Below are 15,907 nucleotides of genomic sequence, written 5' to 3' on the forward strand. Positions count from 1 at the left end.
GACCATTAGGCCACGCAGAGGTTGCGTCGGATCGGTCCTGGATTTCAAACTCCGCCCTCCAGGGGCAGGCACACGCGAAACAATGCGCCCTCGCCGATCCGACTCTCGACTTCAATCGTGCCGCCGTGAGCCGCGACGATCTGCTCCGAGATAAACAAACCCAGGCCCAGGCCCGCCACCGCATGGTTGGCGGATACTCGCTCGAACTGCTGGAAAATCCGCTTCTGATTGTCTTCGCTGATGCCGATTCCATGGTCTCGCACGTCAATCCGGGCTTCGCCATGCTCGGCGTACACCCGTACGTCCACCGGGCTCTTGGCTCCGTAGCGCAAGGCATTGGTCAACAAGTTGGACACTACCTGCTCAATGCGAAACTCGTCCCAGTTGCCTTCCACAGGCGCTGGTGCATCCAACCGGAGCGAAGACCCGGCCGCCGCCACTTGCGGAGCAAAGTTTTCCAACAGGTTGCACACCAGTTGCGCCAGATCGAAATACCCTGGGCGAATGGACAACTTACCAGTGCGGATCCGCGACACGTCGAGCATGTCTTCGATCAAGCGGATCAGGCTCTGAATCTGCCGCTCGTCACGGTCGACCATGGCGTGCATCTTGTCCAGGGTAAAGGCCGCCGCGTTGTCCCGGGCCAAGTGCATCTTGCGCAACTGGGTTTCCAGGATCAACCCGTTGAGAGGCGTGCGCACCTCATGGGCGACGATCGACATGAAGTCATCGCGCATGCGTACCGCCTGCTCCAGTTCCGCCTGGGTCGCTTGCAGGCGATTGAGCAGCATTTCCTGCTCACGGCGGCTCTGCTCCAGGGCTTCGACCTGCAGCTTCATGGCCTTGCTCTGGCGATACAGGTCGACGAAAACATTGACCTTGCTCTTGACCGCATGAATGTCCAACGGCTTGTGCAGGAAATCCACCGCGCCGCTCTCGTAGCCTTTGAAGGCATAGTTGAGTTCACGGCCAGCCGCACTGACAAACACGATGGGGATGTTCTTGGTCTTTTCGGTGCCGCGCATCAGTTCGGCCAGTTCGAAACCGTTCATGCCGGGCATCTGCACATCGAGAATCGCCATGGCGAACTCGTGTTCCAGCAACAGTGACAACGCCTCGTCGGCGTTCAGGGCCTTGTAGACCTGGCGGTCTTCGCGCTTGATCAACGCTTCAAGGGCCAACAGGTTTTCCGGCAGGTCATCCACGATCAGCAGCTTGGCCTGGCGAGTACTTAACATGGGGAAGGCTCCAGGGAAGCCAGCAAACCGCTAATGCGGTTCAAGGTAAGAATATGATCGGGTGTATGCAGCGCCAGAGCCGCCAGAGGCATTACGGCAACCCGTGCCTCTTCCGGGTCCTGAACCACCGTTGTGCCACCACGTAGCTTGACGTGGGCCAGCCCTTGGGCGCCGTCCCGATTGGCCCCGGTCAGCAGGATCGCCAGCAAACCCGGGCCATAGGTATCAGCGGCTGACTCAAACAGGTAATCGATGGCAGGCCGGGAATGATGTACGCGTTCTTCCTGGCTCAATGATAGGCTGCGGTCGTGCTCCACCGACAGGTGGTAGCCGGGGCTGGCGAAATACAGAGTCGCAGCGCCGATCACTTCCTTGTCCCGGGCCTCCACCACCGTCATCGAGACCCGTCGGGCAAAGACCTCGGCCAAGTGGCTGCTGCGCTCATCCGGCAAGTGCAGCACGACAATGATCGGCAATTGGAACCCTTGGGGCAAAGCACCAAAAATACTCAGTAATGCCTCGACTCCACCGGCGGATGCTCCGACGACAATGGCTTTGATGCCCGCTACGGATACCGGGCTGGCAGCAGCTTTATTCATGATTTTCGGTAGATCCGCTCTTGCTTGACCAAGGGTTCGAATTGCTTGCTGTAAGCGGAAAAGTCCAGGGTTTCCTTTCTGCCCAACACCAGGAAGCCACGATGACAAAGCGATTCATGGAACAGTCCAAAGGCTCTGTTCTGCAAATTTTTATTGAAATAAATCAGCACATTACGGCACGAAATCAATTGAGTCTCTGAAAATACACTATCGGTTGCCAAGCTATGATCGGCAAAGGTCACATTTTCCCGCAGGGTCTTGTCGAAAATCGCGTAATCGTAAGCCGCCGTGTAATAGTCGGCAAACGAACGTTGCCCACCCGCCTGCTGGTAGTTGTGGGTATAGGCCCGGACATTTTCCAGGGAAAAGATCCCCTGCTTGGCCTTTTCCAGAGAGCTTGGGTTGATGTCGGTGGCGTAAATGATAGTGCGCTCCAGCAACCCCTCTTCGCGCAGCAGGATGGCCATGGAATACACCTCCTCGCCCGTGCTGCACCCGGCGATCCAGATCTTGATCGACGGATAGGTCTTGAGCAGCGGCACCACCTCCTGACGGATCGCCAGGAAGTGCGAGGGGTCGCGGAACATCTCGCTGACGGGAATAGTCAGGAACTGCAGCAATTGCATGAACGCCGTGGAGTCGTGCAGCACCCGCTCCTGCAGCGCCGAAATGGTCGCGCAATCGAATTGACGCAAGGCATGGGCCACGCGGCGTTTGACCGAGGCGCCCGAGTAGTCGCGAAAGTCATAGCTGTACTTGAGGTAGATCGCCTCAATCAGCAAGCGCAGTTCAATATCAGTACTTCGGTCCACTTGGCATACTTCCAGTTAAATGCGCTCGATCTTCGGCAACCACACGCGGATCAACGAGAACAGTCGATCCAGGTCAATGGGCTTGGCCAGGTAATCGTTGGAGCCCGCCGCGAGGCAACGCTCCTGGTCGTCTTTCATGGCCTTGGCCGTCACCGCGATGATCGGCAACTTGCGCCAGCGCGGGTCCTGGCGGATCAAGGCGGTGGCCTCATAGCCGTCCATTTCTGGCATCATCACGTCCATCAGCACCAGGTCGATGTCAGCAACTTCATTGAGTTTCTCGATTGCTTCACGTCCGTTACGGCCAATGACCACAATCGCCCCCTTGTGCTCCAGGGCGCTGGTGAGGGCGAAGATGTTGCGTACATCGTCGTCCACCAATAGCACCTTGCGGCCTTCGAAGACCTTGTCGCGGCTGCGGGCGGTCCTGAGCATCTTCTGGCGCTCATGGGACAACTGGGATTCGACTTTGTGCAAAAAGAGCGTCACTTCGTCAAGCAACCGTTCAGGTGAACGGGCACCCTTGATGATGATCGAGCGTGAATACTTACGCAGTTCCGCTTCTTCATCCCGGGTCAGGTTACGCCCGGTATAGACGATTACTGGCGGGAACGAGCAGATGTCCTCGGTAGCCATGCGCTTGAGTAGCTCGTTGCCGAGCATGTCCGGCAGCTTGAGGTCGATGATCATGCAGTCATAGACAGTGCTGCGCAGCAAATCCAACGCCTCCTGGGCGAAGCCTACCGCCGTGATCTCGATATCATCGTCGCCGATCAGGCGGGCAATGCTGTCGCGTTGCAGGTCATCGTCTTCTACCAACAGGATGCGTTTGACCTTTTGCGTCAGTTTGGCTTCCAGGCGGGCAAATACGTCCTTGAGTTCTTCGCGGGTGGTGGGCTTGACCGCATAACCGATGGCGCCCATGTGCATGGCAGCTTCGACGCGGTCTTCCACAGAGATCACATGCACCGGGATATGCCGGGTGCCGGCGTGTTCCTTGAGGCGCTGCAGCACAGTCAACCCGGAATGATCCGGCAGGCGCATGTCCAGCAGGATTGCGTCGGGCAGGTAGTGTTCGGCCAGGTTGTAGCCCTCGTCCGCGCCGTGGGCCACCAGGCAGTGATAACCCAGCTCGTGGGCCAGGTCAAAGAGGATACGGGCAAAGTTCGGCTCGTCTTCCACCACCAGGATGCAGCGGGTGGTGAACGGGGCTTTCTCGCGGTCGTCGGCAAACCGTGGGATCAGCGTTTCGTCGGCCACCGGCAGCGGCGACACCTTGACCGGGGCCAAGGGCTGCGATGCTGCGGCCACCACCCGGGGTTGCTCGATGGCTGGAGCGTCTTGTGCCCGCTCGACGTACTGCTCCGGCAATACCAGGGTAAAGATACTGCCCTGCCCGGGTTCGCTGGTGACGCTGATATAGCCTCCCAACAGCTCGGCCAGATCCCGGGAGATCGACAGCCCCAGACCGGTGCCGCCGTAACGGCGATTGGTGGTGCCGTCGGCCTGGCGGAACGCCTCGAAGATGCTTTCCTGCTGGTCCGGCGCAATGCCGATCCCCGAATCGCGCACGGAAAAGGCAATACCCTCCTCCGGCTGACGGGAGATGGTCAGGCTGACCTGGCCCTTCTCGGTAAACTTGAGTGCATTGGACAGCAGGTTCTTGAGGATCTGCTCCAGGCGTTGGCGGTCGGTAAACAGCATCGGTGGTGCACCTTCCTGTATCTCGACCTGGAACCCCAGCTTGCGGTCCGTCGCCAGCGGCTCGAACATCCCGCGCAAGCCATCCGCCAGGCGCGCCACACGGGTGTTTTCCGGACGCATGTCGAGCTTGCCGGCCTCGACCTTGGCAATGTCCAGGATGTCGTTGATCAGGTTGAGCAAGTCGTTACCCGCCGAGTAGATCGACTCGGCAAACTTGACCTGTTCGGCGCTGAGGTTGTCTTGAGGGTTTTCGGCCAGCAGCTTGGCCAGGATCAACGAACTGTTAAGAGGCGTTCGCAACTCATGGGACATGTTGGCGAGGAACTCGGACTTGTATTTGCTGGAGCGCTGCAATTCGTCGGCGCGATCCTCCAGTTCGACTTGCACGCGGCTGAGCTCAATGTTCTTGTGGTCCATGGCGTCGCGTTGGTCGGCCAGGATCTGGGTCTGTTCGGCCAGTTGCTCGTTGGTTTGCTCAAGCTCGGCCTGCTGGGTTTCCAGGTACGCCTGGGACTCATTGAGGATGCGTGACTGCTCTTCAAGCTCCTCGTTGGCGGTTTTGAGTTCTTCCTGCTGCACTTGCAGCTCTTCGTTAAGCTGCTGGGTTTCGGCCAGCACCTCCTGCAGGCGTTGGCGGTAGCGCGCCGCTTCGATGGACGTGCCGATATTACCGGCGATCAACTCCAGCAACTCGACGTCTCGCTCCTCCAGCGGGCGTAAAAAGCCCAGTTCGAGCACCCCGTTGACTCGATCATCATCACGGGTGGGCACCACCAGCACACTGCGCGGCACCCCGTTGCCCAGGCCGGAACTGACCTTGAAGTAGTCCACGGGCACATCATCCAGGCGAATCAACCGTTGCTGCCGGGCAGACTGGCCGACAATGCCTTCGTCGCTGTAGATCGACTGTGCCTGTTGTTCCTGCTCACGGGAGAAGCCGTAGGCGGCCACGCGCTTGAGGCCACCGTGTTCTTCACGTACATACAGCGCAGCCACCACCGAGCCCATGTATTGGCCTAAGAACTGCAAGATGTTGCGCCCCAACAGGTTCAATGTCAGTTGGCCAAGTACCTGTTCGGCCAACTGAGTCTGACCATTACGTAGCCAGGCTTGTTGTTCCAGGCGCTTGCCAGTCTTCATTTGTGAAGCGAGATTTGTATTGTAACTTGTTGAAAGTAATAGAAAATTTTTCCTGCCTATATAAGCTAGAAAACCACTTAAGCCAAGAACAAACAACAGATAGAGAGTGACACTCAAGACCGTGGTGCGGGTGACGTCTTCATTGCGGGCAATGCGAAACTGTTGCTCCATCACCACCGCCTGGTCGTACTCCTTACGGATTTCGTCGGTCAGACGCTTACCGCGCCCAGCCTGTATGGCAGCCCGGTAATCACCGTTCTGGCGACGCATATCGATCATTTCCTGGGCGTAGCTATTCCACTCGTTCTGCAAAGACTCCAGGCGCTTGAGGCGCTCGACCTGTTCCGGGTTGTCGGACACCAGTTCCTGTACCCCGCGCAGGTCGGAAATGATCCGCGGCTTGGCCACTTCGTACGGGTCAAGGAAATGCTCGTCGCCCGTGATCAGGAAGCCGCGCATGCCGGTTTCCAGGTCAGTGGACAGTTTTGATGTTTCGTTAAGGTTGCTGATTACCCGTTCGGTGTGTTCAACCCACTTGATCACCGATAACAAATAGGTGATCAAGCACACGAAAAACACCGCGCTGAGTACGCCGACACCCAAGGGCAACGCCACATTACGGCTCAGTAGTTTGCGGAAACTGTTTTCATCAATTGATGAAGCGGGAGTCATGGGCGTGCCTTGGCCAGGTGCGGGAAAACGAGGAGTTTGCCGCAAAAACGCAGTTGAGAGCTACGTTTTGCAAAGTCTATGAAGGCAAGGTGCTCAGAAAATGCTTGCGCAACACTCTGTGAGCGGCCTGCATCTATACCGTCACTTACATAGTTGCTGACATATAACCGCCTACCTACAGGAACGGATTTTTCTGTTTTGAGCACTCAGTACGGCGCCTTGGAAACACGGAAGATTCTTTTGGAAGGCGTCTTTTTTCGTCTCGTGCAGGTGAACCGAAATGTCGCTCATACCCAGCCAACCATCTCGTTGCGTCGCAGCCTTCCACATTCTTCCATCAAACATCTCTGCTCCCGATGCCGAAGAGGTCAGGTCTCAAGCTTCCCCACCAATGGTTGGGGTGGGGCCCTCCCTGACACCGAGTAACAGTGCTGCCAACTTGTCGCCCAACAAAGATTTGAAAACACTGTTGGGGGACAATGAGAACGTGCGCGAATTGGCCAAACATCTCAGAGCGTTGGTCTTGCCGTGGTCGAAAGAGACAACCCCCGAACAGGTTTTATACGCGTTAAATCATTGGAGCCTGCTCGCTCATCGAGACTCGACCTACGGGGGCGAACAACTTAGATCTCCCACACTGGCTGCACTCATCCAAAGCTTCGGTCTTGAAAAACCGCGTACATACGATGAGGTCAATGCCTTGGTGCAAGTGCTGGAGCAACGGGCGTCGCTACATCCGCTGGGGGATTTCGGCGCAGGGTTGTCCTGGTCTGTGCCCATGAGTGTGGACCAGCAGACTGAGGTCTTCGAATCCTTCGCCAAAAACCCTGCTGGTCTTCCAGACTTGCCGATCTATAACAGTCATGCAGGAGCCCTAGGCTACCTGATGAACGATCTGGTCTTTTCTGCCGAGGAGTCGCTGAACCCTGTCAAGGCACTGGAGAAAGTCCTCTTATCGCCCAAGGCACAGGCTTTGGGGGAAGCCATCCAGAGCAAATTGGGCGGCATAGCCACACCCATCAGCGTCGCCGAGTATGTATTGACAGCGATTCATCTTGATCTGGATCGCGCTTCTATCAACGAACCTGGCCGCAATAAAGTCGCCGGTTTTGATTTGGCCCACAGCGATTATTGGGGTAAACCCCCGTCAGCCGTGGTCAATGGCCTGCGTAGCCACTTGGAGGGTGACTCCAGCTTATCCCCGGAAGCAGCCACACTGGCCACGCACATTTTGCTGACACGTGTGGCCCCCGAGTATCTGGTCAAGAACATTCCCCCCTCTATCGTCTACGGCAGCCAGGCCTGGGCTAATTTGAGCATGGCGGTAGCCAAGTTGGAGGCCGGTGCGCCAGGGGCCGTGGCGAACATGACATTTGCCCAGGTCATGAAGACCGCGGATGACTCTGACGCCATGGCCCCCGAGTCCGCTCAGAAAGCGGCACTGGTGGACTGGGGGGTGGGCAGTGGTGTCCTGGCCAAAAAAGACGACGGCAGCTACACCCAGGATGATATTGAAAAGCTCAGAACGACGTTCAACCAACAACAGGATGAACGCATCGCCGCCTCCAACTTGTTGAACACCGAAATCCCCAGCCGCAAGGCAATAGCACTGGCCAGACTCAAAGAACGGTTTGGCGAGAATATACCTTTTGAGGAAAAGCTGCTGGAGGCCAAAAGCCCCAGCCAGCCGCATATCGAGCCACTCTACAACCCGAGTCGGCGCCCCGTAGGCCTGTACTCGATGTTGGATATTGCAATGATGGAGTTAGGCAATGTTCGATGGAAAACCAGCGATAATCGTATTCCCGTTGATGCAATCAATGCCCCTCTCAAACTCGACGTCAATAAAACATTCAACGATCAATTCGACCAAGCGGTCGACTCGAAGAAAAGCGGCGTGCACACCAATATCAAGCACCTGATCGCCCAGCTCCCGCTGGTCGACAGGCAAAACCTGGAAAATGGAAAGCTGGAATTTTTTCAGACAAAAACCTACAAGCTGGGCTTGGACTTCACCTCCAAGACCCTTCATGAAAAAGACAACAACCTGTTGGTGAAAAGCGAAGGCGTCAACGGGCAAGTCATTTATGAAATCGACATTAAAAATGGTTCGATCCAACGGGCATCGCCTTGGGTGCTAACACGCAAAAGAGAGCGCAATGCCAATCTTGAGGAGGTGGTAACCCGCTTCACTCCTTCCTCGGCCAGCGAGGCCGTGCTGAGCCAGAAACGGCCAGTCAGCCCGGCGCCCCCTGCGAGTTTCTCCAGCCCTCGAACCGACGCTATCGCCAATGCATTCGTTGAACACCTTGAAATTGACAATCAAGACGTCGTCAAGCAGGCCAAGGGCGCCACGCCATACAGCCTCCAACAAGACTCTGAATGGAAAGTTGCCGATTTCTTTCTGAACTTCATTCCATTGAGATCGGCCATCGTCAATTTCAGCAACGGCAACTATGCCGATGGCGCGTTTGACCTGGCGCTGGATGCATTCAGTTTCGCCACCGTCGGTGCGGGCGCGGCGGCAAAAATCGCAAAAGTCGCAAAATCGACCGTTTCGGGCACCACCAAGGCACTGCAAGTTGCAAAAATCATTGGCGTCAGCACCCTCACCGCCTTGAATCCAGCAGACGGTATCGGAGACATACTTGTAGGTGCTGGCAGATTTGTAGTGTCCGGCGCTAAGCAGGCAGTAAGGGGTGCGAGAGTACTTGGCAATGCGGGCACTTCGTTGCTCGAGGGCATCGGCAAGACTCGGGGTCGCTCAGGCGGCTATGACCTGATCAAGGCCAGTACTGAGCACGGTGTAGCGACAACAGGCACCTTCAAGTTCGCCGGGCAGAATGTCGAAACAACTGCCGTACTGCACAAGGGGGAATGGTATGCCTACGATCCTGGCAAGGGGCTACCCTACGGCTCACCGTTGAAAGGTATTACACCACAGACCTTAGCAGTCGATGGAAATGTCGAAGCTGGATGGTGGGACTTGGTCGCCAGCCTTACGGGTGGTACGAAAAAGGTTCCAGACAAAGAACTTTCCAATAAATTCCAGTCCGCGTTGGACAATGCGATAAATACCAATGTCAACGCCTACAACCGTGGTTTTAACTCAGCGGTTACTTCTGATGTTCCGGGCTACTCGTCGAGCATGGACCTGACAGACCTCATGGAACTGGCGCTGGACCCAAAGCGCACGATAGAAGAAATAGGCTGCCTGGCAAACCTTATCGGCAAAAAGCGCTCGCAACTGGGCCTTGAAAACTACTTATTCTATAAAAGCGAAATTGAAACTATCCCGGGCGCGGTACTAAGGGGCATGCCACAGAACTTTTATCTCAGCCAGGTAGGAACCCTGTCTGGGGGTGAATGTGGAGCATTATCCAATACCATGGCGTTTGCTGTTTCACGAAAAAAGCAGGATGTGTTGCTCGACAGGCTGTATTTAAGCGCCGCGAATCCGTCGGACAGTGGCCCTGCAAAACTAATCGAGAATTTGAGGCTTTCCCAGGATCACTTCAGGAAAAAGGTCCACAGCGCAGAAGTTATCAGACAACTACCTTATCAAAACATCATTGACGACTTGGGCAACGCGACCTCTTCCAAGACACTGCTGATCAGTACCAATATCCACGCCGTTACTGCAGGCGTGATCATCGATAACGGCGTGAAGAAATGGTTCTATTACGACCCGAATTTTGGACTCAGTACCTTCTCTAACCGAGAGGCGATGGAGAAAGGGCTGAAAATATCCTTGGGCAACGAAAGGGCCCCGTTCATACCTGGCCCGTTGGGTGATGATGTCGCCAACCCGGAGTACAAGGTCAGCGTATTCAATGAACATAACCTGGACAGCAGCAACTACAATCGCATACAGCAGGTGATTTTCTCCCCACTCTAGTCGCGACGTCACTGCCATGGTGCCCACTGTCTGGTAAGCACCCCGGCAACACCAAGGGGCTTACCGCTTTTTCGGGGTAAGTCTTTTGCGTTACTCGACAGTAATGCAACAGGACATTCCCCCCCATTGCCGTCACAATGTTTGCCAGTCTGGGGAACTTGCCTGAATCGACAAGACTCAGGATGAGGAAGATCTTTCAATCGTCCATGTTTCGCACCACTCACTTGACGGGAATCCCTTTATGTCCGCCGCAGCCTCCACCATTCTTGTCGTCGAAGACGACGCCATCGTGCGCATGCTGATCGTCGATGTCCTCGAAGAGTTGGCGTTCACGGTTCTTGAAGCTGCGGATGCTACCCAGGCCTTGATAAACATCCGAAACCCTGACCAGGTGATCGACCTGATGATGACCGATTGGGGCCTGCCAGGCATGAACGGCAAGGAGCTGGCGGAAAAAGCCCGGGAACTGCGGCCTGCCTTGCCAATCTTGTTTGCCAGTGGTTATGCGGAAAACATTGATCTCCCCCAGGGCATTCAGATGATTGGCAAGCCGTTCTCCATCGATCAATTACGTGACACAGTGAAATCCATGTTACCTGCCGCTTAATATACTGCCCCTGATGAAACCAAGACCAGTTGCCACCTGGCGATACGTACCCTGGTCTTATTTATTTTTAAACTTGACGTAGGACTGGTGCAGATCCGACGCCCAGCCATCAATCACACTCTTCACATCGTCAGGCTTCATCACCTGGGAGTCGTTTACCAGCGGCTTGCCGGTGCCTTTGCGCACCACCTGGGCAATCACCTTGCCAGTGGTGCCGTCGAGGAATTGCGCCTCGGTGCCCAGGGTGGTTTCCTGATCACGAATCCCGGCGCCGGTACTGACCGCTGCTGCCACCAGGGCAACAGGAATGTACTCATACGGCTTGAGACTTTCGGTTTTGCTGGCGATGGCTGTGATCGCCGCCCGAACCACGATGACGCCCGGGCCAGACCCGTCAGCCAGCGGCAACGACTTTACCAGCTCACGCTTGAGCGCCTGGCCGTAGTAGTTATTGATGCCCTGCAAGGTGCTGTCAGGGATTTTTCCGGTGGCCTGAGGCTTGGGGAAAAACTGGGTGGGCTCGATGTACACCGAGGTGTAGCGGTCAAGGTCCAGGTCGGCGTCAACCCAGCGCATCACCTCCACACCTGACGGTGATTTGGCTTCCTTCAAGCGGCTGTAGTCCGAAAGAAAACCCGAGTACTCATCTGGTTGCACAACCTTGCTGGAACACCCCGCCACACCGATCGAGGCGATGCATAACGTGCTGATCAGTAGCCTTGGCTTCATCATGGAGCTCCCAGGTTGGCATCATCGAGACGTTGAGCTTTAGGTATAGCCAACCCTGGGAAAATAGCGCTATCAACCCTGCAGGATTACACGCGCTCGCGAGGTATCAAGCTCTGTAACTGCAAGGCCAGGAAGTTGGCATCGAAGGCGAAGGTGTCAGGGTCTTTCAGACCGTTGGTTTTCGTCCACAGCCAGTCATTCTTGCCCGGCGGCAGTACCAGGGAGATACTGCCGTAACGGGCGGCGGTCAGGCCCATCACCGAAAGGGAGATCAGCCCGCCGGCGCCCATCACGTCTGGCACGAACTCCACTGGCTTGGCGGTAATGTGGATGGTCAGTTTCTCGGTCTTGAAGGTCGAAGTTTCTACCGGCACGCTGGGGCCGGACGCGACATAGGCCTCACGCTGCACTTGTAGCAGGTCGACACTTTTCACCGGCTCCAACCACTGCTCTATCTGGCCGAACAGCTCGGTGATTTTCTGGGCCCAGTGGGCCGACTGCACCTCAAACTGCTGTCGTTTGTGCGCTTCGCTGTCGGCGTAGTGACGAAGCATCTCGCCCAATTGCTGTACATCGTCCATTGCGGTGTTCCTCGGGTAACCCTGACTGCGAATGACGATCATGGCAGATGCGGCACCAACGTGTATGACTAACGCTCAGGCCTTGGGTAAGGTGTGGCATTCGCCCACTTGTTTCAGGAGCATCGCATGCGCACCATCGGCCTTATTGGCGGTATGAGCTGGGAATCCAGCGCCGAGTATTACCGGATCATCAACCAGCAGGTCCGTGACCGGTTGGGGCCGCTTCGTTCTGCGCAGATATTGATGTACAGCGTAGACTTCGGCCCGGTGGAACAAGCCCAGCACGCCGGGCGTTGGGATGACGCCGCGCTGATCCTGGAAGGTGCCGCACGCCAGCTGCAAGCAGGCGGTGCCGAATGCATTGTGCTCTGTACCAACACCATGCATTTGGTGGCGCCGCGGATTGAGGCTGCGGTGTCGATCCCTTTCCTGCATATCGCCGATGCGGCCGGGAGTGCTGCCGTCGAGGCTGGCACCTTGACCGTCGGCTTGCTGGGCACGGCGTTCACCATGGAGCAGGACTTTCTCAAGTCGCGCCTGGTCGCCCAGGGGCTGACCGTGCTGGTGCCCAACGAAGCTGAACGCAAAATCGTGCACCGGATCATTTATGAAGAGTTGTGTGTGGGGATAATCAGTGACGCGTCACGCCAGCAATACCAGCGCGTAATCGAATCACTGGCGGCTTGCGGTGCCCAGGCGATTATTCTGGGTTGCACGGAAATTAGCCTGTTGATCAAACCGGAGCACAGCGCCCTGCCGCTGCTGGACACCACCGAGCTGCATGCCCAGGCTGCGGTGGCGTTTACCTTGGAAGATCAGGTGATCTGACGCAAGCGGGCCATGGCCAGGGCATCGACGAATACACCGTCGCGCACGGCGTAATCCCGCAGCCGGCCTTCTATCTCAAAACCGAACTTGCGGTAAAGCGCCTGGGCGGGCTCGTTATCGACATACACCGTCAGCTCCACGCGGCGCAGGTTCATCCAGTTGTCGGCGACGTCGAGCACCGCTTCCAACAATCGGGTGCCCACACCCTTGCCCTGCCAGGCCACTGCGACACCCATGCCGATCCCACCGACATGGCTTTGGCGACTGCGTGAATACTGCTCCAACGTGCAACCGCCAATTACCTCGGTGCCGTGCAAGGCAACCAGGCGGATCAGTCGCTCATTGGCATCTGCCAGGCGTTTTTGCCAGACCTCAACCGACTGGAAAGGCATTTGCAGCACCTGACGACAAACGGCCGGGTCGTTGTAGAGCGCGGTCATCCCTTCGGTATGAGCTTGGGCAAAGCGCTGGATCACGATCTTGGGGTCAGGTGCGTGCATTGTGTTTCATCCTTTGAAAGACAAGTGACGGGCCAGTGTAGAGGGCAAGTCCCGGGCATGACGAGCCCTTGCCTTGCGTTTATTTGGAACGCAATGTCGCCAATCTCCATACCCTTGCGATGTCGGCAGCCTGCTCACGCAGCAACCGTGGTGCCTCGCTGCAGGCCTGGTCCAACGTCATCGGCCCCGACGGCAAGGCGAAAGCAGCATCCACGCCATGGTCATACATCTGCTCATAGCCCTCACCCAGGGTACCGGCAATGACGATCACCGCAACGTTGTGCTGCTTGGCAATACGCGCCACGCCAAACGGCGTCTTGCCACGCAAGGTCTGGGCGTCGAAACGGCCTTCGCCGGTGATGACCAGATCGGCGCCACGCACCATTTCTTCCAAGTTCACCAGTTCGGCGACCACTTCCACGCCAGCGCGAAACTGTGCCCCGAGGAAGGCCTTGGCAGCGAAACCGAGGCCGCCAGCAGCACCGCTACCAGGCTCATCGCGCACGTCCTTGTGCAACACTTGGGCGCAGTGGTCGGCGAAATGGCCGAGAGCCTGGTCCAATTGCTCGACTTGCTGGGGACTGGCACCTTTTTGCGGGCCGAAAATCGCTGACGCGCCATGAGGGCCACATAAGGGATTGTTGACGTCGGCGGCGATTTCGAAGCGTACCTCGGCCAGTCGTGGGTCCAGATGCTCGAGGCTGATACGCGCCAGCCCTGCCAATGCCAGGCCACCCGACGCCAACGTTTGGCCCTGGGCATCAAACAACTGCATACCGAGGGCCTGCATCGTCCCGGCGCCACCATCGTTGGTCGCGCTGCCGCCAATCGCCAGGATGACTCGTTGGGCTCCGGCGTCCAAGGCGGCACGGATCAGTTCGCCGGTGCCAAAAGTACTGCTGGAGCACGCATCGCGTTTGCCCGTTGGCACCCGTTGCAAGCCACTGGCTTCGGCCATTTCGATAATCGCCGTAGCGCTGTCAGCCAACCAGCCCCAGTGTGCATCGACAGTACCGCCCAGCGGCCCCTGTACTCGGTGGCTGCGCAACTCGCCGTTACAGGCCGCGAGTACCGACTCCACCGTGCCTTCACCCCCGTCCGCCATCGGGCATTTGATCAGTTCTGCGTCGGGCCAGACCTGCATCAACCCTTCGGCAATGGCTTGGGCCACGCCCTCGGCACTCAGGCTGTCCTTGAACGAGTCGGGGGCAATGATGATCTTCATGGGCGTTCTCCGATTTTTATGACACCCATGCTGCCAGTTGGCATCGGCAATAACGCCGGTCCGCTGCACAATTGCAGACGAGGTTTGTTGTTCATTTCTACAAACCTGTGGCCGCTATCGAGGCACGAGGCTGCGATAAGGGCCGCAGGACCTTCGGCCGCTACAACTGCGGCAACAGCTGTACGCCCAGGTATAGAGCCAACATCCCGTCCAGGGTCAACGGGTCCACACCGCTCAATTCGGCAATCCGCTCCATACGGTAGCGCAAACTGTTGCGGTGAATGCCCAGTGCGTCGGCGCAGGCCTGGCTTTGCCCATCGTGCTCGCACCAACTGCGCAGGGTCGCCTGTAATTGGCCGTTGCTGTCCTTGGCCAGGACTTTGCGCAGCGGGTTGAGCAATTCGTCCAGGGCATCGTCGTTGCGATGACGCCAGAGCATCACCGGCAGGCGGTAGCGGTTGAGCGTCAGCAAACGCGACTGGGGCTGCACATCACGCCCGTAGGCCAGCAAGTCGCCAACCCGTCGATAGCAACGACGCAACCCTGCCAGCCCCTCGGCCTGTCCGCCCACGGCGACCCGCAGGATGTTCCAGCCCAAACCTTCGAGCTTTTCCAGCAAGCGCAGATTGTCTACAGGTACTGACGAAGGCCGGCACCACAACAAGGAGAACTGGGCGCAACTCACACACCAACTGTCCGGATAGCGCGACATCAGCCACGTACTCAAGGCGTCTGCCGACTGACCGACGCCCAGTTCGAACAGGTATGGTGTACGTGACAGCTGCGGCTTGAGGCCCAGTTGTTGCGCCTCGTCCACCAGCCTCGGCGAATCACCAGCCTCGGCCAGCAGCAGTGCCAACAAGTCATCGCAACGCTGGCGCCGCCATTGTTGCTCGGCCTGTTGGTGGCGCTGGCTAACCAGCATTTCGGCGGTCATGCGCACCAGTTCGGCGTAGGTGCGCAGCAACTCCGGCTCGCCGGTGATGCCCAGCACGCCAATCAAGCGTTGGTCATGCAACAACGGCAAGTTGATCCCCGGTTGCACCCCCTTGAGATGCTTGGCCGTCTGGCCGTCGATCTCTACCACCCGACCATTGGCCAACACCAATTGCGCGCCTTCATGGCGGGTATTGATCCGCTCGGACTCGCCACTGCCGAGAATCAGGCCCTGGCTGTCCATGACGTTGACGTTATAGGGCAGGATCGCCATGGTGCGATCGACGATATCCTGCGCCAGGTCATGATCCAGCTCGAACATGGGGCTAAATTCCTTGAAAGAAGCTTGTTCATCGGCACAGCGCAAACGGTGGATCGCTGTGCGCGAGCACAAAGACATTACCCCGTGAGGTGACCGAGACTCGTTGGGCGATCAAC

General features: G+C 57.3%; 12 protein-coding genes. 3 read left to right on the top strand and 9 right to left on the bottom strand.

Annotation, left to right across the window (positions count from 1 at the left end; translation table 11 throughout):
- Positions 1 to 44 precede the first annotated feature (44 nt).
- The 4 genes from GIR22_RS03620 to GIR22_RS03635 are packed head-to-tail and all read right to left on the bottom strand — an operon-like array spanning position 45 to position 6,165.
- The gene (locus GIR22_RS03620) at positions 45 to 1,238 is read right to left on the bottom strand and encodes a hybrid sensor histidine kinase/response regulator (protein WP_154741980.1); all 1,194 of its coding nucleotides are present in this window, start codon (positions 1,236 to 1,238) and stop codon (positions 45 to 47) included.
- A complete protein-coding gene (locus GIR22_RS03625; RefSeq protein ID WP_154741981.1) occupies positions 1,232 to 1,837 on the bottom strand; it encodes a chemotaxis protein CheB in 606 nt (201 codons plus the stop codon). The genes GIR22_RS03620 and GIR22_RS03625 overlap by 7 nt, the downstream gene beginning before the upstream one ends.
- Positions 1,834 to 2,649, bottom strand: a complete 816-nt coding sequence (locus GIR22_RS03630; RefSeq protein WP_343039634.1) for a CheR family methyltransferase — start codon at positions 2,647 to 2,649, stop codon at positions 1,834 to 1,836. Before GIR22_RS03630 ends, GIR22_RS03625 begins: the two co-directional genes overlap by 4 nt.
- A 15-nt stretch (positions 2,650 to 2,664) precedes the next feature.
- Positions 2,665 to 6,165, bottom strand: coding sequence for a response regulator (locus GIR22_RS03635; protein ID WP_154741983.1), 3,501 nt, complete (start codon positions 6,163 to 6,165; stop codon positions 2,665 to 2,667).
- A 280-nt stretch (positions 6,166 to 6,445) separates the two neighbouring features.
- Here GIR22_RS03635 and GIR22_RS03640 point away from each other — a divergent pair, with 280 nt between their 5' ends.
- Together GIR22_RS03640 and GIR22_RS03645 are read left to right on the top strand one after the other, a co-directional pair.
- Positions 6,446 to 10,063 (top strand): hypothetical protein, encoded by a 3,618-nt coding sequence (locus tag GIR22_RS03640; protein ID WP_154741984.1) that lies wholly within the window; start codon positions 6,446 to 6,448, stop codon positions 10,061 to 10,063.
- Positions 10,064 to 10,304: 241 nt separating this feature from the next.
- The gene (locus GIR22_RS03645; RefSeq protein ID WP_154741985.1) at positions 10,305 to 10,670 is read left to right on the top strand and encodes a response regulator; all 366 of its coding nucleotides are present in this window, start codon (positions 10,305 to 10,307) and stop codon (positions 10,668 to 10,670) included.
- Positions 10,671 to 10,727: 57 nt separating this feature from the next.
- On the opposite strand, the gene GIR22_RS03650 is transcribed toward GIR22_RS03645, so the two are convergent.
- Entirely contained in the window at positions 10,728 to 11,399 is a 672-nt protein-coding gene (locus GIR22_RS03650; protein ID WP_154741986.1) for a DUF3313 domain-containing protein, read from the bottom strand.
- An 86-nt stretch (positions 11,400 to 11,485) separates the two neighbouring features.
- Positions 11,486 to 11,980 carry a hypothetical protein gene (locus GIR22_RS03655; RefSeq protein ID WP_154741987.1) on the bottom strand — a complete coding sequence of 165 codons (495 nt, stop codon included), beginning with the start codon at positions 11,978 to 11,980 and terminating at the stop codon, positions 11,486 to 11,488.
- Positions 11,981 to 12,106: 126 nt separating this feature from the next.
- Here GIR22_RS03655 and GIR22_RS03660 point away from each other — a divergent pair, with 126 nt between their 5' ends.
- Positions 12,107 to 12,808, top strand: coding sequence for an aspartate/glutamate racemase family protein (locus GIR22_RS03660; RefSeq protein WP_154741988.1), 702 nt, complete (start codon positions 12,107 to 12,109; stop codon positions 12,806 to 12,808).
- Here GIR22_RS03660 and GIR22_RS03665 read toward each other — a convergent pair.
- The 3 genes from GIR22_RS03665 to GIR22_RS03675 form a co-directional block, all read right to left on the bottom strand.
- A complete protein-coding gene (locus GIR22_RS03665) occupies positions 12,796 to 13,308 on the bottom strand; it encodes a GNAT family N-acetyltransferase (protein WP_154741989.1) in 513 nt (170 codons plus the stop codon). The genes GIR22_RS03660 and GIR22_RS03665 overlap by 13 nt on opposite strands.
- Positions 13,309 to 13,387: 79 nt before the next feature.
- Entirely contained in the window at positions 13,388 to 14,533 is a 1,146-nt protein-coding gene (locus tag GIR22_RS03670) for a glycerate kinase (RefSeq protein ID WP_154741990.1), read from the bottom strand.
- 160 nt (positions 14,534 to 14,693) lie between these two features.
- A complete protein-coding gene (locus GIR22_RS03675) occupies positions 14,694 to 15,791 on the bottom strand; it encodes a sugar diacid recognition domain-containing protein (RefSeq protein ID WP_154741991.1) in 1,098 nt (365 codons plus the stop codon).
- Positions 15,792 to 15,907 lie beyond the last annotated feature (116 nt).

Source organism: Pseudomonas karstica (assembly GCF_009707515.1).
Classification (GTDB): domain Bacteria; phylum Pseudomonadota; class Gammaproteobacteria; order Pseudomonadales; family Pseudomonadaceae; genus Aquipseudomonas; species Aquipseudomonas karstica.